The 22,977-nt window shown below is 68.7% G+C and carries 19 protein-coding genes; 14 read left to right on the plus strand and 5 right to left on the minus strand.

Annotated features, from left to right (window positions below):
- Positions 1–84: 84 nt before the first annotated feature.
- Together AC27L4_RS05830 and AC27L4_RS05835 are read right to left on the minus strand one after the other, a co-directional pair.
- Positions 85–1,005 carry a fumarylacetoacetate hydrolase family protein gene (locus tag AC27L4_RS05830; protein ID WP_487141108.1) on the minus strand — a complete coding sequence of 307 codons (921 nt, stop codon included), beginning with the start codon at positions 1,003–1,005 and terminating at the stop codon, positions 85–87.
- Between the two features lie 47 nt (positions 1,006–1,052).
- The gene (locus AC27L4_RS05835; RefSeq protein WP_487141109.1) at positions 1,053–2,177 is read right to left on the minus strand and encodes a cupin domain-containing protein; all 1,125 of its coding nucleotides are present in this window, start codon (positions 2,175–2,177) and stop codon (positions 1,053–1,055) included.
- Between the two features lie 115 nt (positions 2,178–2,292).
- Between AC27L4_RS05835 and AC27L4_RS05840 the strand changes: the two genes are divergently transcribed.
- Complete coding sequence (locus AC27L4_RS05840; RefSeq protein WP_487141110.1) at positions 2,293–2,976, plus strand: FCD domain-containing protein; 684 nt, start codon at positions 2,293–2,295, stop codon at positions 2,974–2,976.
- Between the two features lie 69 nt (positions 2,977–3,045).
- Here AC27L4_RS05840 and AC27L4_RS05845 read toward each other — a convergent pair whose 3' ends face one another.
- Positions 3,046–3,807: an alpha/beta fold hydrolase gene (locus AC27L4_RS05845; protein ID WP_487141111.1), complete on the minus strand. Its 762-nt coding sequence runs from the start codon at positions 3,805–3,807 to the stop codon at positions 3,046–3,048.
- A 139-nt stretch (positions 3,808–3,946) separates the two neighbouring features.
- Here AC27L4_RS05845 and AC27L4_RS05850 point away from each other — a divergent pair, with 139 nt between their 5' ends.
- Positions 3,947–4,402, plus strand: coding sequence for a MarR family winged helix-turn-helix transcriptional regulator (locus tag AC27L4_RS05850; protein WP_487141112.1), 456 nt, complete (start codon positions 3,947–3,949; stop codon positions 4,400–4,402).
- 178 nt (positions 4,403–4,580) lie between these two features.
- Positions 4,581–5,771 carry a chromate efflux transporter gene (chrA, locus tag AC27L4_RS05855; protein WP_487141113.1) on the plus strand — a complete coding sequence of 397 codons (1,191 nt, stop codon included), beginning with the start codon at positions 4,581–4,583 and terminating at the stop codon, positions 5,769–5,771.
- Positions 5,772–5,800: 29 nt separating this feature from the next.
- Here chrA and AC27L4_RS05860 read toward each other — a convergent pair whose 3' ends face one another.
- Positions 5,801–6,745: a nucleoside hydrolase gene (locus AC27L4_RS05860; RefSeq protein WP_487141114.1), complete on the minus strand. Its 945-nt coding sequence runs from the start codon at positions 6,743–6,745 to the stop codon at positions 5,801–5,803.
- A gap of 377 nt (positions 6,746–7,122) precedes the next feature.
- On the opposite strand from AC27L4_RS05860, the gene AC27L4_RS05865 reads away from it, so the two are divergent.
- From AC27L4_RS05865 to AC27L4_RS05900, 8 genes are all read left to right on the plus strand, one after another.
- Positions 7,123–8,241: an ABC transporter substrate-binding protein gene (locus AC27L4_RS05865; protein WP_487141115.1), complete on the plus strand. Its 1,119-nt coding sequence runs from the start codon at positions 7,123–7,125 to the stop codon at positions 8,239–8,241.
- 89 nt (positions 8,242–8,330) lie between these two features.
- The gene (locus AC27L4_RS05870) at positions 8,331–9,221 is read left to right on the plus strand and encodes a branched-chain amino acid ABC transporter permease (RefSeq protein ID WP_487141116.1); all 891 of its coding nucleotides are present in this window, start codon (positions 8,331–8,333) and stop codon (positions 9,219–9,221) included.
- 6 nt (positions 9,222–9,227) lie between these two features.
- On the plus strand, positions 9,228–10,103 hold the full coding sequence (locus tag AC27L4_RS05875; protein WP_487141117.1) for a branched-chain amino acid ABC transporter permease: 876 nt from the start codon (positions 9,228–9,230) through the stop codon (positions 10,101–10,103).
- Positions 10,087–10,848, plus strand: a complete 762-nt coding sequence (locus tag AC27L4_RS05880; RefSeq protein ID WP_487141118.1) for an ABC transporter ATP-binding protein — start codon at positions 10,087–10,089, stop codon at positions 10,846–10,848. Before AC27L4_RS05875 ends, AC27L4_RS05880 begins: the two co-directional genes overlap by 17 nt.
- A gap of 9 nt (positions 10,849–10,857) precedes the next feature.
- Entirely contained in the window at positions 10,858–11,577 is a 720-nt protein-coding gene (locus AC27L4_RS05885; RefSeq protein WP_487141120.1) for a branched-chain amino acid ABC transporter ATP-binding protein, read from the plus strand.
- Positions 11,578–11,589: 12 nt separating this feature from the next.
- Entirely contained in the window at positions 11,590–12,489 is a 900-nt protein-coding gene (locus tag AC27L4_RS05890) for a polysaccharide deacetylase family protein (RefSeq protein ID WP_487141121.1), read from the plus strand.
- Between the two features lie 58 nt (positions 12,490–12,547).
- Complete coding sequence (locus tag AC27L4_RS05895) at positions 12,548–13,663, plus strand: DmpA family aminopeptidase (protein ID WP_487141122.1); 1,116 nt, start codon at positions 12,548–12,550, stop codon at positions 13,661–13,663.
- Between the two features lie 87 nt (positions 13,664–13,750).
- Positions 13,751–14,248 (plus strand): Lrp/AsnC family transcriptional regulator, encoded by a 498-nt coding sequence (locus AC27L4_RS05900; RefSeq protein ID WP_487141123.1) that lies wholly within the window; start codon positions 13,751–13,753, stop codon positions 14,246–14,248.
- On the opposite strand, the gene AC27L4_RS05905 is transcribed toward AC27L4_RS05900, so the two are convergent.
- Positions 14,230–14,436 (minus strand): hypothetical protein, encoded by a 207-nt coding sequence (locus tag AC27L4_RS05905; RefSeq protein ID WP_487141124.1) that lies wholly within the window; start codon positions 14,434–14,436, stop codon positions 14,230–14,232. The genes AC27L4_RS05900 and AC27L4_RS05905 overlap by 19 nt on opposite strands.
- 686 nt (positions 14,437–15,122) lie before the next feature.
- Here AC27L4_RS05905 and AC27L4_RS05910 point away from each other — a divergent pair.
- The 3 genes from AC27L4_RS05910 (at position 15,123) to AC27L4_RS05920 (ending at position 22,423) form a co-directional block, all read left to right on the plus strand.
- The gene (locus tag AC27L4_RS05910) at positions 15,123–17,717 is read left to right on the plus strand and encodes a beta strand repeat-containing protein (protein ID WP_487141125.1); all 2,595 of its coding nucleotides are present in this window, start codon (positions 15,123–15,125) and stop codon (positions 17,715–17,717) included.
- A gap of 255 nt (positions 17,718–17,972) precedes the next feature.
- Positions 17,973–20,834 carry a beta strand repeat-containing protein gene (locus AC27L4_RS05915; protein ID WP_487141126.1) on the plus strand — a complete coding sequence of 954 codons (2,862 nt, stop codon included), beginning with the start codon at positions 17,973–17,975 and terminating at the stop codon, positions 20,832–20,834.
- Between the two features lie 362 nt (positions 20,835–21,196).
- Positions 21,197–22,423, plus strand: coding sequence for a calcium-binding protein (locus AC27L4_RS05920; RefSeq protein ID WP_487141127.1), 1,227 nt, complete (start codon positions 21,197–21,199; stop codon positions 22,421–22,423).
- The last annotated feature ends 554 nt before the right edge of the window (positions 22,424–22,977 follow it).

The following is a 22,977-nucleotide window of genomic DNA, read 5'->3' on the forward strand; positions in this document are numbered from 1 at the left end:
AGGTCTCTCCCGCCGGCCGCTTCGGCCGGGTGTCGGCGATCGTGCAGGGCCGGGCCATGGGACGCTCCGGGCGATGCGGCCGCTTCAGGCCGGCGTGACGTCGACGATGGGCTGGCGCAGCGTGCCGATCCCCTCGACATGGGCGACGATCACGTCGCCCGGCCACAGCCATTCCTGGGGGGTGCGGCCGGCGCCGACGCCTTCGGGCGTGCCGGTGGCGATGATGTCGCCGGGCTCGAGCGTGATGCCGGCGGCGATGTCGGCGATGAGCTCGTCCACCTTGAACAGCATGTGCCGCGTGTTGGAGCGCTGCTTCTCCACCCCGTTCACCGTGAGCCAGAGGTCGAGCCGGTGCGGGTCGGGAATATCGTCGGCGGTGACGATGCAGGGGCCGAAGGGCGCATAGGTGTCCTGCCCCTTGGAGACGATCCACTGGCCGGAGCGGCGATTGTCGCGGGCGGAGATGTCGATCATCACGGAATAGCCGAAGACATGGTCGAGCGCGGCCTCGCGGCCGACCCGGCGCGCCGTGGTGCCGATGATGACGGCGAGCTCGACCTCCCAATCCATCTGCCCGGTGATCGCCCGGTTGTGCTCGACGGCGGCTCCAGGGCCGATCACGGTCGTCGGCGGCTTGGAGAAGATCACCGGCTGCTTCGGCAGTTCCCGGCTGGTGTCGAGGGTGCGGGCGCTCTCGGCGGCGTGCTCGACATAGTTGAGCCCGATCCCGAAGATGTTCTTGCGCGGCCGCGGGATCGGCGCCAGCAGCCGCACATTGGCCAGGGCCGTGGCCGCCCCGGGGGGAAAGGCGCCGCCGGCCCGGGCGAGCAGATCCCGCAGCGCGTCGAGCCCGGGGCGCCCGAGATCGATCAGCCCGAGCATGGACGCGGGCAGCGTCCTGCCGAACGCGGCGGCGAGCTCGGCCACGTCGACCACCAGATCCCCCTCGACGACGCCGAGGCGGGCCGCGGCCTCGACCGAGGCGCGATAGGTCACCAGCTTCATGGAGACAGCATCCTTTCAACAGAACGGGCCGCAGCGGCCCGGGCCGGTCACGCGACGAGGGGCTGGTGCCCGCCATTGTCGCCGAAGGCCTGCTCGCGATAGAGGCCGAGCGCGCGCATCACCGGCAGGTCGGACAGGCAGAACAGGCAGGCATCGTCGCCGGCCGAGGCGTTGACATGCTCGTGCCAGGCCCAGGAAGGCACGCAGAAGATGTCGCGCTCCTGCCAGTCGAAGCGCCGGCCGTCGATGATCGAATGGCCGCGCCCCTTGGCGACATGATAGAGGCCGCTGCCGGTGTGCCGGTGCGCCCTGGTGTGCTCGCCCGGGCGCAGCAACTGCATCGAGGCGCCGAGGGTCTGCATCACCGGTCCGTTCGTCACCGGATTGACGTACTCCATCAGCACCCCGTCATAGGGCGAGCCGTCCGTGCAGGCGGCATAGCGGGCCAGCGCCTCGTAGGTCGGGGCCCACTCGTACTTGAACATCGGGCTGTAGCCCTTCGACCAGGCCTGGCCGACCGGCGTCAGCCCGGGATTGCCCCAGGTCCGGGTCATGTCGTCGACGGGAAAGACCACGGCCTGGGAAAGGTCGGGATGGACCTCGTAGAAGTTCGCCTCCAGGGCGTTGACGAGCGGGATGTCGAGGCCGTCCTGCCAGATGCAGGGAGAGCCGGAGGCCTCGACGCCGTGCTCGTGCCAGGTGCCGTTCGGCGTCAGCACGAAATCATTGGCACCGAGCGTCATCTTGTGGCCGTCGACGACGGTGTAGGCGCCCGCCCCCTCGATGATGAAGCGGATGGCGGAGGCGGAATGGCGATGCGCGCTCGCCACCTCGCCCGGCTTCATCACCTGCAGGCCGGCATAGATCCAGCCGACGGCGGCGGCGACCTCGGCGCGTCCGGGATTGGCGAGGTAGATCACCCGCCGCCCGGCCTTTTCCGGGCTGACCAGCTCCACCGAGCGCAACACCTTGTCCCGCAGGTCGCGATAGCGCCAGACCACCGGCACCGACTGCGATTTCGGCTGCCATGGCTCGATCTTGTTGGCGACGGTCCACAGCGCGCCGGCGTGATGGCCGCCCAGCTCGTCGTAATAGGCGAGAAGCTCGGGCGTGTCCTCGACATTGGCACGGCCGGCAACGTCCTCCCGGTGGTTCTCATGCTTGCGAGACATCGCGATCTCCCCGAACGAGCTGCGCGCAGACTGGCGCAATGAATTTTCGAACGCAATATGAATTTTCGAAAATCCTTGTTTGCACGCAAATCGCGGATCCGCCATACTCGCCCCCATGCTGGACAGGACCGACACCACCCTCGCCGACCAGGCCTTCGAGGAGTTGCGCTACGACATCGTCCGGGGCGCCTTCCAGCCCCGCCAGCCGCTGCGCATGGCCGAGCTCAAGGCGCGCTACGGCATGGGCTTCTCGCCGCTGAGGGAAGCGCTGAACCGGCTTGCCGCCGAGCGGCTGGTCGTCAGCGTGCCCAATTGCGGCTTCAGCGTCGCCTCCCTGTCCAGGGAGGAGATGTGGGATGCGACGCGGACGCGGATCCTGATCGAGACCGAGGCCCTGCGTCTGTCGATCCGCAACGGCGACGACGCCTGGGAGACCGGCATCGTCAGCGCCCTGCACGCCCTCAACCGGCAGGCGGCCCGGGCCACCGCCGGGGACGAGGGCGAGAATGACGGCCATCTGCGGGTGCTCGAGCAGCGCCACCGCGCCTTCCACAGCGCCCTGATCGGCGCCTGCGGCTCGAACTGGCTGCTCGACTTCTTCCAGACGCTCTACATGGAGACCGAGCGCTACCGCGCGCCGATGCTGCGCCGGCGCGCCGGCGAGAAGGGCCGCGACATCCAGGCCGAGCATACGGCGCTTTCGCAAGCCGCTCTCGACCGCGACGAGGCCCGCGCCACCGGACTCCTCAGGGCGCATTACGAGCGCACTGCTTCCTTCATCGAGACGACGATGGGCTGAGAGGCCCTGGCGCCGGCTTCGCCCCCGTCGCACAGACGCCGAGGGTCCGGCGCCTCGCCGGACGGCGCCTTACTTGGCGCTGGCCGCCTGCTCGATCAGCGCGGCGACGGCTTCCGGCTTGGAGACATAGACCGCATGGCTGCCAGCGGTCTCGACCACGGTCGCCCGGGCCCGCTCCGCCATCTTGCGCTGGGCCGGCGGCGGGATCATCCGGTCGTCGGCGGCAACCAGGTAATAGCTCGGCTTGTGCTTCCAGGCCGGGTCGGTGACCGCGCCGGCCAGGGCCTCGACACCCCACGGGACCTGCGAGTCGGCCATGAAGGCCGCGGTCTGGGCATCCACGTCCGCCGCGAAGGCGGCGGCGAACTTCGCCTTGTCGAGGAAGAGGAAGCCATCGACCGGAGGCAGGATCGGCGGCACCGGCGCCCCCGCCGGCGGGTTGGCGATCAGGCTCGACACCGACTCGCCCGCATCGGGCGCGAAGGCGGTGATATAGACGACGGCCTTCACCTTCTCGTCGGTTCCGGCTTCGCTGATCACGACGCCGCCATAGGAGTGGCCGACCAGGACGACCGGACCGTCCTGGGCGGCGATGGCGCGCCGGGTCACCGCCACGTCGTCGGCCAGCGAGGTCGTCGGGTTCTGCACGACAGCGACGTTGTAGCCGTCCTTCGTCAGGATGCGGTGAACGCCCTGCCAGCCGGAGCCGTCGACGAAGCCGCCATGGACGAGCACGATGTTCCGGGCGCCGGCGGGCGCAGCCTCTACCGGGCCGAAGGAGGCGGCGGTGGCGACGGCGAGGGTGGCAGCGGCGATCAGGGTCCTGGTCATTTCGGTCTCCTTTTTGATTTCGCAATAATTATTACTGCGATAATCATCGTCTAGATCCAATCACCGCCCTTGTAAAGCCATTTCTTATCGCGATATCATTTTTCGCAACAACGAGTGACCGACGCCTTCGGAGACCGGCATGACCGACGCCCCCACCCTGCCGCTGGACAGCCAGCTGTGCTTTTCCATCTACTCGGCTTCGATCGCCATCAACCGCGTCTACAAGCCCATGCTCGACGAGCTGGGCGTGACCTACACGCAATATCTCGTGCTCAGCGCCCTGTGGGAGACGGACGGCCTGACGATCACGGCGATCGCCGACCGGCTGGCCCTCGAGCCGAGCACGATCACGCCGGCGGTCAAGCGGCTGGAGGCGGCCGGCTTCGTCCTGCGCCGGCGCAACGCCGCGGACGAGCGCCTGGTGGAGGTCCACCTCACCGGGAAGGGCAGCAGCCTGCACGCCCGGACGGGCTGCCTGACCGATGCCCTGCTCCGGCACTCCGGCTTCACCGTGCCGGACCTGATCGACCTCAACCGCAAGGTGCAGATGCTGCGCGACGGCATGCGGAAGGCGGCCGGTCAGGCGCAGGGATGAACGGGGCCGGGAAGCTCGCTCCCCGGCCGGAGACGCCCATTGCCTGTGACGCGAGCATGCGGCACATCTGCGCTCCCCGGGGCGCTGCCCGGCCCGGCGCAGCGACGGGAAGGATCATGACGAGAGGCAGGCAGCCCCTCCGGTTCGGCGGCATCGACCCTCGGGAAAGGACGCGGCGTTGAACCAGGGCTCGCCGGTCGAAGTGTTCGCGATCTTCCTGAAGCTCGGCCTGACCGCCTTCGGCGGGCCGATCGCCCATCTCGGCTATTTCCGGGACGAACTTGTGGTCCGGCGCCGCTGGATCGACGAGGCCGGCTATGCCGATCTCGTCGCGCTCTGCCAGTTCCTGCCGGGGCCGGCCTCCAGCCAGGCCGGCTTCTCGCTCGGCGTCCTGCGCGGCGGCGGCCTGCTCGGCGGCCTGGCAGCCTGGCTGGCCTTCACCATGCCCTCGGCGATCGTCCTGCTCGCCTTCGCGCTCGGCGCCGCCGCCGTGACCGGTCCGGCCATGGCCGGCGTGCTGCACGGCCTGAAGCTGATGGCCGTCGCTGTCGTGGCCCAGGCGGTCTGGGGCATGGCCCGGACCCTCGCGCCGGACCGGGAGCGGGCCGGCATCGCCCTCGCGGCGGTCGCCCTCGCCGTCTTCGCCGGCGGCTCCCTCGGCCAGGTCGGCGCGATCGCGCTCGGGGCGATCGCCGGATTGCGGCTTTGCCGGACCCAGGCGCAGGCGCCCTCCGGACATCTGCGCTTTCCCGTGTCGCGGCGCCAGGGCGGCGTCGCGCTCGGCCTCTGCGCCGGCCTGCTCGTCGTGCCCCCGCTCCTCGTCCAGGCGACCGGCCACCAGGCCCTGGCGCTGTTCGACGCCTTCTACCGCTCGGGAGCGCTGGTCTTCGGCGGCGGCCATGTCGTGCTGCCCCTGCTCCAGGCCGAGGTGGTCGCGCCGGGCTGGGTGAGCAACGAGGATTTCCTCGCCGGCTACGGCCTGGCGCAGGCGGTGCCCGGGCCGCTCTTCACCTTCGCCGCCTATCTCGGTGCCGTCATGGGTCCGCCGCCGCACGGCCTCGCCGGCGGCCTCATCGCGCTGGTCGCGGTCTTCCTGCCCGGGCTCTTGCTGGTCTACGGCATGCTGCCCTTCTGGGACGCGCTGCGCCGGCGCCCCGGCGCCCAGGCCGCCATGCGCGGCGCCAACGCCGCCGTCGTCGGCATCCTCGGCGCCGCGCTCTACAGCCCGGTCTGGACCAGCGCGGTGCTCGCGCCGCGGGATTTCGTGCTCGCCCTCGCCGGCTTCCTGCTGCTCACCGTCTGGAAGGCGCCGCCCTGGTTCGTCGTGATCCTGCTCGCGACCGCCGGCGCCCTCTTCGGGCTGGCTTGACCGGGCCGTCCCCTTCCGGCCGACGCGCCCTACGGCAGGCGCGACAGCCGCTCCAGCATCAATTCGTAGAAGGGCGGGTTGTCGAGATCGCGCAGCACCAGGCAGTTGGCCGGCTGCTTGGTGACGTTCCACCAGTCGACCACGGTCATGCCCATGGTGGTGGGCGAGACGGTCTCGATCGACACATGGCACTTGCGGCCCTTGAACAGGTCCGGCGCCAGGAGATAGCCGATCACGCAGGGGTCGTGCAGCGGATACTGGTCGGTGCCGAACTTCTGGTTGCCGTAGGCCTGGTAGAACTCGGCCATGCCCGCCGCCTGCACCGCCGTGTTCGTGCCCACCGCCCGCAGGCGCTTGAGCCAGGCCGGCGTCATCACCGCCTTGTAGGTGCAGTCGATCGGCACCATGGTCAGCGGCACGCCCGAGGAGAACACGACATGGGCGGCATGCGGGTCGACGAAGATGTTGAACTCCGCCGCCGGCGTCGTGTTGCCGCCCTCGAAGAAGCCGCCGCCCATCAGCACCACTTCCTTGAGGCGCGGCACGATCGCCGGGCACTTCACCATCGCCATCGCGATGTTGGTGAGCGGCCCGAGCGGGCAGAGCGTGATCTCCCCCGGCTCGGCCGCCATGACCGTGTCGATGATGAAGTCGACGCCGTGCTTGTCGGCCAGCGGCCGGGACGGCTCCGGCAGGTCGCAGCCGTCGAGGCCGCTGTCGCCATGCACATATTCGGCGGTGAACAGCTTGCGCACCATCGGGCGCTCGCAGCCGGGATAGACCGGAATGTCGCCGCGCCCGGCCAGCTCCAGCACCATCTGGGCGTTGCGGGCGGTCCTCGCCAGCGGCACGTTGCCGGCGACCGCGGTGAGCCCGACGACGGTCAGCTCCTCCGGCGAGCCCAGGGCGAGCAGGATCGCGAAGGCGTCGTCCTGCCCGGGGTCGGTGTCGATGATGATCTTGCGCGGCGCCATGGCAGTGACCGGACTGGAGAAAGGATGCCGGAACCCTAGCCGGATGCCCCCGGAGAATCATAGGGCCACACCGCGGCGGCCGGGAGTTTCTCCGGCGCCGCGGGGGCGCCGGCGGCAAAACCGGGTGGGCACCGCTCTGAATCGGTCGCATTCCCGCGCGAATGCGACACGTGGCCGCCGCGGCCTCGCATCATCTTCGGCTCGACGGCATCGCGGCGAAACTCCTTCGGCATGGCCGCGCGAGGCTTGATTGTTTCTCCTCCGGCCGGCCAATAGTCTCGATCTTGGCCGGCCCGGCGTTCCCTCTCGAGGAACGAAAACGGGATTTGCGGCTCCCAGCACCGAAGAACAAGCCCCTGATCCAGAGAGACGGATTGATGAAGAAGACATGGCTGCCCCTGGCACTTTGCAGCGCCCTCGCCGTTCTCGGCCTGCAAGGTGCGGCCCGCGCTGAAGAGCCGATCGAGGTCGGCGTGATCGCCAACCTCACCGGCCAGGACGTCAAGACCAGCGTGCAGATGACGCGCGGCGTCGAACTCGCCGCCGACGCCATCAACGCCGCCGGCGGCATCAACGGCCGCAAGGTCAAGCTGATCGTCGAGGACTCCGAGTACCGCACCCAGGAAGCCCTGAACGCGGCGACCAAGCTCTACGACGTCGACAAGGTCCAGGCCGCCATCATGTTCGGCGGCTCCAGCCTGATGATCCCGGTGGCCGAGCTCGCCAAGGACAAGGGCCGGGTGCTGATCAACACCTCCTCCTCCTCGCCCAAGCTCGGCAATTATCCCGGCACGCTGTTCAGCATCCTGCCGCTCGACGACATCCTGTCGAAGGAGCTCGGCAACCTCGTCGCCGAGCGCGGCCCCAAGACCGCCGCGATCGTCGTGCCCAACAACGCCTTCGGCCTCGGCGTCGCCGACGCGGCGGCCAAGGCCTTCGAGGCCAAGGGCGGCAAGATCGTCGAGACGGTCGCCTACACCGAGGGCCAGCCCAACTACCGGGCCGACGTGCAGGTGCTGCTCAAGACCAAGCCCGAGGCGATCATCACCTGCGGCTACGGCGACGATTCGCGCACCATCCTGCGCAATGTGCGCGAGCTCGGCATCGACGCTCCCTGGTATGCCGCTTATCCCACCATCCTGGAGGTGGAGAACAAGGACTGGACCAACGGCCGCCTGTTCGGCGTCGACAATGGCGGCTATGCCCAGGGCATCGGCAAGGCCGTGAACGACAAGTACGCCGCCAAGTATGGCGAGAAGGACGTGCTCGCCCACGTCTATTACGGCTACGACGCCATGATGCTGCTGGCCGACGCGATGAAGAAGGGCGGCGTCGAGGCCGCCGGCATCGCCAAGGCGCTGCCGGAGGTGGTCAAGACCTATGACGGCGCCAGCGGCAAGATCGTCTGGGACGATCGCGGCCAGCGCATCGACCCGCCGCTCGACATCTTCGCCTACAAGGACGGCAAGTTCGAGACCACGGGCACGCGCAACTGAGCCTGCCCTTCGCAGCGACAGCCGTCGCGGGATCGCCTCCCCGCGACGGCCGGCGCATTCCTGCCTTTCCGACGGATTTGCGCAGCCCCGTGATCCAGGTTCTCGTCAATTCGATCGTCTACGCCAGCGAGATCGCCATCATCGCGGTCGGCGTGTCGCTGTGCTACTCGATCCTGCGGTTCGCCAACTTCGCGCATATCCAGTTCGCGGTCGTCGGCGGCTACCTCAGCTATTCCTTCGCCACCATCCCCGGCCTCGAGCTGCCGCTGCCGCTGGCCATGCTCGCCAGCGCCGCGGCCACCGGCCTGATGGCCATCCTCATCGACGTCCTCGTCTTCAGCCGGCTGCGCACCATCTCCGCCGAAGGCAAGATGATCGTCTCCTGGGGCGTGGCGCTGTTCATCCGCTCCATGGTCGCGGCCATCTATGGCGGCTCGGCCCGCGTCTTCGACGTCCCGACCAGCGCCATCGTCGTCGGGGATGCGGTGTTCACCACGCTCGACGTCGCCGTGGTCGCCGCCACCCTCGTGCTGATGCTGGCGCTGCACCTCTTCCTCTATCGCACCCGCATCGGCTCGGCCCTCAGGGCGCTCGCCAGCAATCCGGAGCTCGCGGTGACGCGCGGCATTCCCGGCGACCGGCTGATCCGGCTGATGTGGTTCCTCTCCGGCGCCCTGGCCGCGATCGGCGGCTCGCTCATCGCCGTGCAGACGCGGCTGCAGCCGAGCATGGACCTCGTCATCCTCCTGCCGATCTTCGCCGCCGTCACCATCGGCGGGCTCAGCAACGTCTTCGGCGCGGTGATCGGCGCGGTGATCCTGTCGCTCGCCCAGAACTTTCTGATCTGGATCGACTTCGGCTCGCTCACCCTCGGCGAGCCCTGGCATATTCCCACCCAGTTCCGCGACTACGTGGCGGTGCTCGCGCTCGTCATCGTGCTGCTCGTGCGCTCGCGGCGTCCGGCCGCGGCCAAGAGGTGATCGGCCATGCTCGATTTCGCCATCTACTCGATCACCATCATCGCCGTCTGGTCGGTGCTCGCGATCAGCCTCAACATCCAGTTCGGCATGACCGGCCTGGTCAATTTCGGCCAGGTCCTGCCCTTCGCGCTCGGCGCCTACGCCGCGGCCATCACCGCCTCGCTCGGCTGGTCCTGGTGGACCGGCGGCCTGGTCGGCCTCGTCGTCGCCCCGCTCGCCTCGCTCCTGGTGGTCCTGCCGGCCCAGCGCCTGTCGCAGGACTACTGGGCGCTGATCACCCTGGGCGCCGGCGAGATCTTCCGCCTCACCATGCTGAACGCCCCGTCGATCGCCGGCGGCGCCGACGGCCTGACCGTGCCGCGCTTCTCCGGCACCGTCATGGCGATGGCGGTGGCGCTGGCGCTGCTCGTGGTGAGCTTCCTCATCGCCCAGCGCATCAGCGGCTCGCCGTTCGGACGCATGCTCAGGGTGCTGCGCGAGGACGAGATCCTCGCCTCCACCCTCGGTCGCAGCCCGATCCGCTACCAGGCGGCGGTCTCGGTCATCGCCTGGATGATGGCGGCGGCCGCCGGTGTCGCCTATGCCCACATCACCGGCTACGTCGCGCCCTCCAGCTTCACCGTCACCGAGACCTTCATCATCTGGACGGCGGTGATCCTCGGCGGCCCCGGCAACATGATCGGCGTCGTGGTCGGGGCGGCGATCATCCAGCTGCTCGGCGTCTCTTCCCGCTTCGTGGCGCAATGGGTCGACCTGCCGCCCGACCTGATCGCCAATCTGCGCCTCGCCTCGTTCGGCCTGGTGCTGGTGCTGATGTTCCTCTACCGGCCGCAGGGCCTGATCCCCGAAGCCAAGCAGGTGCACGATGCTGAGCGCCACTGACGTCTGCCTGTCCTTCGGCGGCTTCCGGGCGCTCGACCGCGTCAGCATCGAGGCCAGGCCCGGCACCGTCACCGGCCTGATCGGGCCGAACGGCTCGGGCAAGTCGACCCTGCTCAACGTCATCGGCGGCGTCTATGTCCCCGACAGCGGCGAGCTCACCCTCGGCGGCCGACCGCTGCCGCTCGGGCGCCCCGACAAGGTGGCCCAGGCCGGCATCGGCCGCACCTTCCAGGTGCCGCGCCTCGCCCACCGCCTCACCGTGTTCCAGAACATGCTGGCCGGCGAGCGCGACCATTGCGGCGAGCGCGTCGCCGACCTGTTCCTGCGCCCGGGCAAGGTCGCGGCGCAGGAGCGGCAGGTGAAGGAGCGCGCCGCCGCCATGCTCAAGCGCCTCGGCCTCGCCCACAAGGCCAACGACTATGCCGGCAGCCTTTCGGGCGGGCAGCAGAAGCTCCTGACCATGGGCATGCTCCTGATGTCGGACCCGGCGGCGCTGCTGCTCGACGAGCCGGCGGCGGGCGTCAACCCGGTGCTGATCGAGCAGCAGGTGGCGCTGCTCAAGGCGCTGCGCGACGAGGGCCGGATCATCATCCTGATCGAGCACAACATGGAGATGATCGCCAATGTCTGTGACCGCGTCTTCGTGCTCGACGCCGGCGAGGTCATCGCCACCGGCACGCCGGCCGAGATCCGTGCCAACGAGACCGTGATTCGCTCCTATCTCGGCCAGCCGGCAAACGCCTGAGAGGCCGTCATGGACATCCTCACCCTCAAGAACGTCACCGCCGGCTACGGCACGATCACCGTGCTCAACGACCTGACGCTGACGTTGCGCGCCGGCGAGATCCTCGCCGTGCTCGGCGCCAACGGCTGCGGCAAGTCCACCGTGCTCAAGACGGCGATGGGCCTCACCCGCGTCAGCGCCGGCACGCTCGCCCTCGCCGGCCAGCCGATCACCACGACCCCGGCCCATGCCCGGGCCGCGGCGGGCCTGGGCTATGTGCCGCAGACCCGCAATGTCTTCGCCGACATGACGGTGGCCGACAACCTGCGCATGGGCGCCTATCTCCGTCCCAAGGACTTCGACCGCGACGTGGAGGAGGTCTTCGCCCTCTTCCCGCGGGTGAAGGAGCGCCGGCGCGAGAAAGCCGGCAATCTCAGCGGCGGCGAGCGGCGCATGCTGTCCATCGGCCTGACGCTGCTCCTGAAGCCCAAGGTGCTGCTCCTGGACGAGCCGAGCAGCGATCTTGCGCCGGCAACGGTCGACATCGTCTTCCAGGCGATCAGCGACGTCCACACCCGCCTCTCCATCCCGATCCTGCTGGTCGAGCAGAACGTCAACAAGGCGCTGGAGATTTCCCGCAGGGTCTGCGTGCTGGTGCGCGGGCGCGAGGCGCTGGACGCGCCGGCGAAGGAGATCGACACCCGCCACCTGCACGATCTGTTCATGGACGGCGGGGTGCGGACCAGCTAGGGGGTTGTGCCGATGATCCAGAATCCGCCGCCCTGGCCGAACGGCGCCCGCTGCGCCGTCGCCTTCAGCTTCGACGTCGACGCCGACAGCGTCGTCCACGCCGCCCACCGCGCCGGCGCCGTCGACATGCCGCACGCCCTGGCGCATATGCGCTACGACCCCTTCGTGGCGACGCCGCGCCTCGCCGGCCTCTTCGCCGAGCACGCGGTGCCGATGACCTGCTTCGTGCCGGGCTGGGTGATCGAGGCCTATCCGGCGGCGATCGAGGCCATCCTGCGCCATGACGCCAACGAGATCGGCCACCACGGCCATTTCCACGAATGGCCGAGCCAGCAGACGCGCGAGGAGGAGCGGGACACGATCGGGCGCGGCATCGCGGCGATCGAGCGCTTCTGCGGCCGGCGGCCGCGCGGCTACCGCGCCCCCTATTACGGCCTGTCGCCGTCGACCTTCGAGCTCCTGGCCGAGGCCGACCTGACCTATGATTCCTCGCTGTTCGCCGACGACGTGCCGATCCTGCTCGAGACCAGCCGCGGCCGGCTGGTCGAGCTGCCGGTGCCGGCCTCGGTCGACGACTACAACCAGTATGTCTCGAGCCGCGCCTTCGACTATCTCATGAAGATCTCCTCGCCCCGCCAGGCGCTGGAGGTCTACCAGGCCGAGTTCGACGCCCTCTGGGAGTTCGGCGGTCTGTTCGTGGCGGTCTGGCATCCGGCGGTGAGCGGCCGCCCGGCCCAGGCGCTCGCCATCCGCGACCTGATCCGGCACATGCAGGCCAAGGGCGGCGTCTGGTTCGCCACGCTGGGCGAGATCGCCGACCATGTCGGCCGCCTGGTCGCAAGCGGCGCCTGGCAGCCGCGGGTCGAGGCCGTGCCGTTCTACACCGCCCCCGTCCTCGGTCCCCGCTCCTAGAGGACTTTCGAACCGCCCAGCCGCGCCGCCGCGGCGCCACCCGAGCGCGAGGTCGCCCATGTCCGTCCCCAGCCACGCCGCCACGCCCTCCGGCAAGCCGCGCGCCCGCCGCTACGCCATCCCCTTCGACGGCCGCCCGGGCGAGAACAACGCCATCACCGACGTGCCGGGCGTGGCCGTCGGCTACGCCACGCTGATCGAAGGCGAAGGGCCGCTCGCCGTCGGCCATGGGCCGGTGCGCACCGGTGTCACCGCCATCCTGCCGCGCCCGACGGCGGATCTCGCCGTGCCGGTCTTCGCCGGACTGTTCAGCGCCAACGGCAATGGCGAGATGACCGGCTCGCACATCATCGAGGAGATCGGCGCCTTCACCTTCCCGATCACCATCACCAACACCCATTCCTGCGGCATCACCCGCGACGGCACGCTGCGCTGGATGAACCGGGTCGCCCCCGACGCGCTCGACAGCGCCTGGGGCCTGCCGGTGGCGGCCGAGACCTATGACGGCTTCCTCAACGACATCAACGGCCATCACATCGCCATGGAGCACGTCTTCGCCGCCCTCGACGGCGCCGGCACCGGCGCGATCGAGGAGGGCAGCGTCGGCGGCGGCACCGGCATGATCGCCTACGAGTTCAAGGCCGGCTCCGGCACCGCCTCGCGCCTGGTCGACTGGCAGGGCCGCACCTTCACCGTCGGCAGCTTCGTCCAGGCCAATTTCGGCAAGCGCCGCAACCTGATGATCCGCGGCCGCCGGGTCGGCGCCGAACTGGCCGAGCCCGTGATGGTCGAGCGCACCCCGCGCCGGGAGAAGGGCTCGATCATCGCCGTCGTCGCCACCGACGCCCCGTTCCTGCCGCACCAGCTCAAGCGCCTCGCCCGGCGCATCCCGCTCGGCGTCGCCTGGACGGGGGGGCTGGGCTATCACTCGTCCGGCGACATCTTCCTGGCCTTCTCCACCGCCAACGGCGCGGCGGCGACGGGCGCGAGCGGCGCCCTGGCGCAGGCCGGGTATATTCCCGACTGCGACATCGACCCGTTCTTCGACGCCGTCGTGCAGGGCATCGAGGAGGCGATCCTCAACGCCCTCGTCGCCAATGCGGACATGGTCGGCCGCGATGGCAATTTCGTGCCCGCTCTGCCAAAAGGCTGGCTGGCGCAGGCTTTCCGCTGACGGGTGGGCCCGCCGAAGCCGTGATGCCAGCGGGATGTCCGCGGCCGTCTGCGAGGCAGCCGCGACCGTCCGCCGAGGGAGAAGCCGATGTCCGGTGAGAAGCTTGATGCGGTGGACGTCAGGATCCTGGCGCTGCTCCAGAAGAACGGCCGCATCAAGAAGGTCGACCTCGCCTCGGCGATCGGGCTGTCCCTGTCGTCGTGCTGGGATCGGCTGCAGAAGCTGGAGCAGGCCGGCTATGTCCGCGGCTACCACACCGAGATCGACCTCGCCCGGCTGGTCAAGACCGAGCTGATCTTCACCACCCTGACGCTGCAGTACCACACCGGTGCGCATTTCCAGCGCTTCGAGCAGGTGGTGAAGAGCATTCCCGAGATCATCACCTGCCATGCCGTCGGCGGCGGCATCGACTATGTCCTGCAGATCGTCGCCCGCAGCATCGGCCACTACCAGGAGATCGTCGACGACCTCCTGAGCCGGGAGATCGGCATCTCCGTCTATTTCACCTATGTCGTGACCAAGACGGTGAAGCGCTTCGAGGGCTATCCGCTGTCCGAGCTGCTGGATTACCGGGAGACCAGATAGCCGGCCTCCTTCGGCCGGGCGATCGTCGCATCGACGCCGAAGTCCTCCTTCTGCGTCTCCACGCAGGTCTGCAGGCGCGGCTCATCTCCGATGATGCGCAACCGCCCGGCGCCGGCCGCCGCGCGCAGGGCCTCGGGGATCGGGGCAGCCCGCGGCGCGCCGTCGCCGGCCCAATGCAGCGCCTGCATCGCCGCGAGGTCGACGACGCCGGTGAAGCCGGCCTCGGCGCCGATCGGATGCTGCGCGCCGGCGGCGATCGCCGCGACGAGGCATGCAGCGACCGGCGGGACGCGCTCCCGTCAAGGCCGCTTCGGGGCCGCCGCCACGACGCGGCGGCATGGTCGGGGCTGTATCTTCCGTAACAGAAGGATTTGGACGCGAGTGTCTCCTCGACTTCGAAAGACACCGCATTCCTCTGAGTTTTTATGTAATATCTTGGTGTATACGCTATCCACCCTCGCTTCTATCTATAATCACTCCCGGAACATTTCTTGAAAGTGTGCAAATTCGCACAATCGATCCATTGACAGGGCGTCACAATCGGGACATCAAAAGAGCAGGGCTGGGAAACGCTCCCCACGATCCCGGAAATACGCGGGACAGTGGAGAAAATTTGCCACGGGTCTGGGCAGCCTGTTGGCAGATACATCTCCCATCCCCGCCGATTTCGGACAATCGTCATCGGCCATGTCTCCGAGCATGACGAGAAATACGCTGCCCGTCTTCTGATTGCGGCTTTTGAAATCTCCCGACTTCAGGGCCGGCAGCGTTGCCGGTCCGGCAGCCGATGGCCTGCGGCACAGTGGGCGAATGCCTCGGTCTCCGAGTCTGCGCGTTCGCGTAGCGATGAGAATGCCAATCAAGCGAGGATATCATGACCACCACACCCACCGTCTGGAAGTCCGAGTTCACCGTGAATGCCGGCAACACCACCGGCGGACAATTCTCTCCCGTCACGATCGGCCTGGCCGACGACCGCATCCTGACCGTCTGGGTCGACAACACCAACAATGTCGACGACGACAACGGCACCGACATCATCGGCCAGATCTACGACGCTCAGGGCAATGTCGTCGGCGGCGCCTTCCAGCTCAACCTGAGCAACTTCCTCGACAGCGAGAATGATCCGGCGATCGTGGCGCTGCCCGACGGCGGCTTCGTCGTCGCCTATGAAGACAATGGCTCGGGCGCCGGCGGCGATGCCGACATCCGCTTCGAGCGCTACAATTCCGCCGGCGCGCATACGGGTGGCGGCACCATCGCTACCGGCAGCATCGGCGGCGTGGTCAATTCGAACCCGTCGATCTCGGTGCTGGCCAATGGCGACTTCGTGGTGAGCTACCAGCAGCTCTCGGGCGGCGACACCGACGTGATCGCCAAGGTGGTCAACGGCGCCACCAATGCTGTGGGCGCCGCGCTGGATGCCGGCCAGAACAGCGCCGACCTCGACGCCAACCCCGACACCGCCATCCTCTCCAACGGCAACATCGTCACGGCCTATGAGGAGGTGGACAGCTCCAGCACCGGCATCGAGTTCAAGATCATCACCACGGCCGGCGCCTTCGTCGGCAACATCCAGGTCGCGACGGTCGGGATCGACCCGCACATCGCCGCCCTGACCGGCGGCGGCTTCGCCGTGGTCTGGCAGGACCCGGCGAACGGCACCGACATCCGGGCCGCAGTCTACGGCGACGCCGGCGACACCGTAACCGCCAGCTTCCTGATCGCCGGCGGCGCCAACAGCCAGAACGAGCCGGAGATCGTCGCCCTCAAGGACGGCAGCTTCTTCGTTGCCTGGGACGACGACACCGCGGGAGCCCTGATGGGCCAGCGTTTCAGCGCCACCGGCGCCGCCATCGGCACGGCCGTGACCATTGCCACCGGCGGCGCCATATCCGAGCCGGAGCTCGGCCTGACCGACGACGGCCGCATCCTGATGACGTTCGACAACGCCGTGGGCGAGATCTCGCAGGTCATCCTCGACCCGCGCGAGGCCGTCATCGACGGCGACGGCAGCGACGAGACGATCACCGCCCGCATCGACGGCGCCACCGTCAACGGCAATGGCGGCAACGACACGCTGCTTGGCCAGGGCGGCAACGACACGCTCAACGGTGGCCTCGGCATCGACACGCTCGACGGCGGCGACGGCGACGACCTGCTGCTCGGCGGCTTCAGCACCGACACGGTCAGCGGCGGCGCCGGCAACGACATCATCCGCGTGCTCGAGGGCGAGTTCGGCGACAACGCCGACGGCGGATCCGGCACCGACACGCTGGATCTGAGTTTCGTCACCAGCCGCGGCGCCACGATCGACCTGACCGCCGGCACCTGGGACTTCAGTCCCTCCTTCGGCGGCCCCTACACCATCGCCAGCGTCGAGAACGTCACCGGCACGCAGCTCGCCGACACGATCATCGGCAACGGCGCCCAGAACGTCATCGACGGCCAGGGCGGCGACGACACCATCCAGGGCGGCTTCAGCACCGACACCGTCCTGGGCGGCGCCGGCAACGATCTCATCCAGATCCTGGAAGACCAGTTCTCCGACAACATCGACGGCGGCGCCGACATCGACACGCTCGACGTCAGCGATTTCACCACCCAGGCCCTGAACCTCAACCTGACCACCGGCACCTACACCCTGTCCGGGTCGGCCAACACGATCACCAATGTCGAGAATGTCACCGGCACCCAGCTCGGCGACGCGATCACCGGCGACGCGGCGGCCAACACGTTGAAGGGCAATGCCGGCAACGACACGCTTACCGGCGGCGGCGGCAACGACACCCTCGTCGGCGGCACCGGCGCCGACATCATGAAGGGCGGCGCCGGCGGCGACACCTATTACATCGACAATGCCGGCGACCTCGCCGACGAGACCGGCGGCACCGGCACCGACAAAATCTACACGTCGCTCAGCCTGCGCCTGACCGACACGACCCATGTGAAGGGCGACGTGGAGAACCTGGTGCTGGTCAGCAACGGCAATATCGACGGCACCGGCAACGCCCTCGTCAACCAGATCACCGGCAATGGCGGCGTCAACACGCTGAAGGGGGCCGCCGGCAACGACATCCTCGACGGCCGCGGCGGCAATGACCGGCTGGTCGGCGGCGCGGGCGCCGACAAGCTGACCGGCGGCGCCGGGGCCGACGCCTTCGTCTTCAACCTGGCCAGCGAGAGCACCCCGGTCTTCGCCAGCCGCGACCGCGTCCAGGACTTCAGCGCCGCGCAGGGCGACAGGATCGAGCTGACCGCCATCGACGCCGACACCACCGTCGCCGGCAACCAGGCGTTCAGCTTCATCGGCTCCGGCGCGTTCACCCGCACCGCCGGCGAGCTGCGCTTCGCCACGCAGGGCGGCAACCTGTTCGTCTTCGGCGACGTCAACGGCGACAGCACCGCCGACTTCTCGATCCAGGTCAACGGCCTCGCCTCGATCACCGCCGCCGACTTCGTCCTGTGACGCCCCGCCCGGCCGCGCACCGGGCTTGCTTCGATCTGACGCCGGCAAGGCCAGAGACGGCCTTGCCGGCGCCTTCGTTGCCTGGAGCCGTGTGCGAACACGCACGGCCCTTCCGGGTCCTTCGATCGGCGCTCGAGCCCGAAACCTGCCGGAAACACAGGTGAAACGCAGGCGCCCTATGCCTCGCCCGATACCGCGTGGGCCCAAGCCCCGGCGCTTGCGCCTCCCATGTGGACGAACAGCAAGCGAGCAAACATGCCCACCACCACACCCACCGTCTGGAGCCCTGAGTTCACCGTAAATGCCGGCACCACCGCCGGCGTCCAGTCCGCCCCCGTCACCATCGGCCTTGCCGACGATCGCATCCTGACCGTCTGGGTCGACGACTCCAACGCGATCGACGACGATGCCGGCACCGATATCATCGGCCGGATCCTCGATGCAGAGGGCAAACCGGTCGGTGCCCCCTTCCAGCTCAACCTGAGCGCCTACTTCGACAACGAGGGCGCCCCGGCGATCGCCGCCCTGCCCGATGGCGGCTTCGTCATCGCCTATGAGGACAAGGGCACCGTCGCCGGCGGCGATGCGGCCATCCGCTTCGATCGCTTCGACGCGGCCGGCAGCCACACGGGCGGCGGCACCATCGCCGCCGGCACACTCGGCGGCATCGTCAACGCCAACCCGTCGATATCAGTGCTGCCCAACGGCGACTTCGTGGTCGGCTACCAGCAGACCGCGAGCGGCGACACCAACATCCTCGCCAAGGTCGTCGACGGCAGCACCAATGCGGTCGGCGGCCCCCTCAATGCCGGCTTCAACGGCGTCGACGCCAACACGAACCCGGACATCGCCACCCTGACCAACGGCAACGTCGTCACCGTCTTCCATCAGGCCAGCGGCCCCGGCGCCGGGGTCGAGTTCAAGATCATCAACCCGGCCGTGGCCGGGTCCGCCACCACCTTCCTGGTGTCGGCCACCGGCAGCGACCCGCACGTCGCCGCCCTGACCGGCGGCGGCTTCGCCATGGTCTGGCAGGACGGCAGCGACATCCACGCCACGGTCCGCGGCAATACCGGCGCAATGGTGGCGCCCAACGTCACGGTGGCCGGCGGCATCGCCAACCAGAACGAGCCGGAGGTCGTCGCGCTGAAGGACGGCGGCTTCTTCGTGGTCTGGGACGACGACACGGCGGGCACGCTGGCCGGCCAGCGCTTCGACGCCGCCGGCGTCGCCGTCGGGGCGGTCCTCACCATCGCCACCGGCAGCGCCGTCACCAGCCCGGAACTGGGCCTGACCGACGATGGCCGCATCCTGGTGACGTTCAACAACGCGGAGGGCGAGATCTCCGAGGTCATCCTCGACCCGCGCAACAGCACCATCGCCGGCGACAGCACCAACGAGACCATCACCGCCCGCATCGACGGCGCCACCGTTCATGGCAACGACGGCAACGACACGCTGCTCGGCCAGGGCGGCTTCGACACGCTCGACGGCGGCGACGGCGACGACGTGCTGATCGGCGGCACGCAGACCGACACCGTCCTCGGCGGCGCCGGCAACGACACCATCCTCGTGTTCGAGGGCGAGTTCATCGACAATGTCGACGGCGGCACCGACACCGACACGCTCAACCTGAGCAACATCGCCAGCCGCGGCGCCACGATCGACCTCACCGCCGGCACCTGGGATCTCAGCCCCTCCTTCGGCGGCCCCTGCACCATCACCGGCGTCGAGAACGTCACCGGCACGCAGGCTGCCGACTTCATCATTGGCAACAACGCCGAGAACGTCATCGACGGCCAGGGCGGCGACGACATCATCCAGGGCGGCCTGACCCCCGACATCCTCCGGGGCGGCAGCGGCAACGACATCATCCAGATCCTCGAACTCCAGTTCTCCGACACGATCGACGGCGGCGACGACATCGACACGCTCGACGTCAGCAACGTCACCACCAACGCGCTCAACCTCGACCTCGCCGCCGGCACCTACACCCTGTACGGACCGGCCAGCACGATCACCGGCGTCGAGAACGTCAAGGGCACGCAGGCTGCCGACACCATCGTCGGCGACGACGCCCGGAACGTCATCGACGGCCAGGGCGGCGACGACATCATCCAGGGCGGCCTCGGCGCCGACACCATCCTGGGCGGCGCCGGCAACGACATCATCCAGATCCTGGAGGGGCAGTTCTCCGACAACATCGACGGCGGCGCCGACATCGACACGCTCGACGTCGGCAGCTTCACCACCAAGGCGCTCAACCTCGACCTCGCCGCCGGCACCTACACCCTGCTGGGGCCAGCCAACACCATCGCCAATGTCGAGAACGTCAGCGGCACCCGGCTCGGCGACACGATCACCGGCAACGGCGCGGCCAATGTGCTGAAGGGCAACGCCGGCAGCGACACCCTCGTCGGCGGCGGCGGCAACGACACGCTCGTCGGCGGCACCGGCGCCGACATCATGAAGGGCGGCGCCGGCGGCGACGCCTATTACATCGACAATGCCGGCGACCTCGCCGACGAGACCGGCGGCTCCGGCATCGACAAGGTCTACACCTCGATCAGCCTGCGGCTGACCGACCCGACGCATTTCAAGGGCGACGTCGAAAACCTGGTGCTGGCCGGCAACGGCAGCATCGACGGCACCGGCAACGCCCTCGCCAACGCCATCACCGGCAACAGCGGCCTCAACACGCTGAAGGGAGCGGCCGGCAACGACATCCTCGACGGGCGCGGCGGCAACGACCGGCTGGTCGGCGGTGCGGGGGCCGACAAGCTGACCGGAGGCGCCGGGGCCGACGCCTTCGTCTTCAACTTCACGAGCGAGAGCACCTCGGTCTTCGCCAGCCGCGACCGCATCCAGGACTTCAGCGCCGCCGACGGCGACCGGATCGAGCTGACCGCCATCGATGCCGACACGACGCTGGCCGGTAACCAGGCCTTCAGCTTCATCGGCTCCGGCACCTTCACGCACAAGGCCGGCGAATTGCGATACGGCACCCAGAACGGCGACCTGTTCGTCTACGGCGACGTCAACGGCGACGGCGCGGCCGACTTCTCGGTCCAGGTCAACGGCCTGACGTCGATCACGGCCGCCGAATTCGTCCTGTGATGCAAGCCCGGCATCGGCCCGGCCCGATCCGGGCCCGACGTCGGCAAGGCCGCTCGGCTGCGGCCACGCGCAATTCCACGACATGGAATGGCGTGGCGCCCCGTCCGGGGCGGGGCGTAGCGCCTGTGCGAGCGGTGTCGAGCGCCATTTCGGTTGAAGCAGAGGCGCCCTCCGCGTGGCGCTCGACCGGCGCGGCGACGCCGGTCCCGGCTTGCGGAAAGGCGTTTGCCCCCGGCTCGACATGACGGGTGGGCGCGACAGCGCACGACCTCGGGACAGTTGACATGGCGTAAGGATGGATGACATTCCGGAATTCGAGCCCCTCCGGGAAAGGGCCCTCAAAGACCGGAATGCGCAGCCCCATGGTCGACATCCCCGGCAACATCACCACGACTGCTCGGTTCGTGGGTGACGTGCAGGTGGCCGCGTCCTGTTCCGGCGCCTCCGAGAGCGCGAACGACAGCGACTGGATCAGGCTCGACCTGGTCGCCGGCACGACCTATCGCTTCTTCGGACGCAACCTGACGCCGGGAGGCGTCAGCGGCGGCACCGACCTGCTCCTGTTCGATGCCCACGGCGTCGAGCTTGCCCGGGGCTGCAGCAATGGATCGCTCGGCTCGCTCAGCTTCACCGCCACGGCCAGCGGGATCTTCTTCATCGACATCAGGGATCTGCACGGCGCCAAGGGCGACTACACTGTCGACGTCGTCAGCAGCGATTTCCACGGCAAGGTCGTCATCGACAGCCAGGTCGTCGATGCGGGAACCGACGCGGACCATTACTTTGCCTCGGCCGGCCCCGGCGACGACTGGTTGCAGGGCACCTATCTGGCCTCCGACCTCCTCTTCGGCGGCAGCGGCGACGACGAGATTGTCGTTGGTCCGGGAGACCATCTCGAGGGCCCCAAACTCGAGGAGCCCGACAAGATCAGCGGCACGACCTGTGCCGGCGATGGTGCGGACGACGTCCTGGGGTCGTATGTCGCGGACACGATCTACGGCGAGGACGGGAACGATGTGTTCGACGGCCGGGGAGGTTCGGACACGATCTTCGGCGGCGCGGGTGACGACGTGCTCCGCGGCGGAGCCGGCTCCGACCGGCTGAGCGGCGGCCCGGGGGCCGACATCATGATCGGCGGCCTCCACGGCGACACCTATTTTGTCGACAATGCCGCAGACGTCGTCGACGAGACCGGGCCGTCGACCGCGCGTCCCGCCATCGACATCGTCTACGCCTCCATCAGCTTCTCGCTGATCGAATCCGCCCAGGTGAAGGGCGCTGTCGAGAATCTGACCCTGACCGCCGGCGGCAACATCGATGGGACCGGCAATGCTCTCGCCAATGAGATCACCGGCAATGGCGGGCTGCTTCGACGCCCCTGCCATGAAAGACGGAACGATCTGCCCTATCTCGGACAAGCCCGTTCCGGTCCCGGACTTTTGAGGCATTGCGCCGCCATGCCGCTGCATTCTCCACCCCCGCCGCTCCATCCGGCGCAGGTCACCGGCGGACGGAACTTGAATGGCGCCTCTCCCGGTGGCACTTTTCACGCCCTTTCAGGCAAGCAGCGGCTGATTCGTCAGCCGTAGCCCTGGGAGGCCCGCTGGCGAATTCCCGCCCGCGGAGCAAAACAGAAAAAGCGGCCCGAGGACATCGGGCCGAGTTGCTTGCAATGCGGGCAAAGGGTCAAAGCCCGCGTGAATCAACGCGGGCCGAAAACGGGTGTTCCCGCTGGCGGGATGGAGAACGCAGAAAAGGCCCGGACAAGGACCCAGACCCTTTCCGCAGCCACCGGTGGGTGACGTGCGAGTGGCGGCCCGCTTGGACGCCCGACGTCGCCCGCGACCGATCGTTCCTATGCCGTCGAATCTCATCAGGCCCGGACGACTTATACCGCCGCCCGTGCCATCAGTCGGCGGTCGCGTGAGTCGGCCTGCACCGGCCCCTTCGTTGAGGGGGGAGAAGGGGACGTCCAGGCCTCCATTCGCATACAGCCAAAGTGCCGCCACGATCTCCATGGCCCCGAACGGCCTGGCGACGAAGCGGGCATCCGCAAACCGCTCCGGAAGGCAATCTCGACGGCAGGCGGTCCCAGCGCTTGCTCCGTTCGACGTAGTTCGGCACGCAGGTGAGGCCCTCGGCA

The sequence above is a fragment of the Labrys sp. Lb11 genome, from assembly GCF_057554225.1.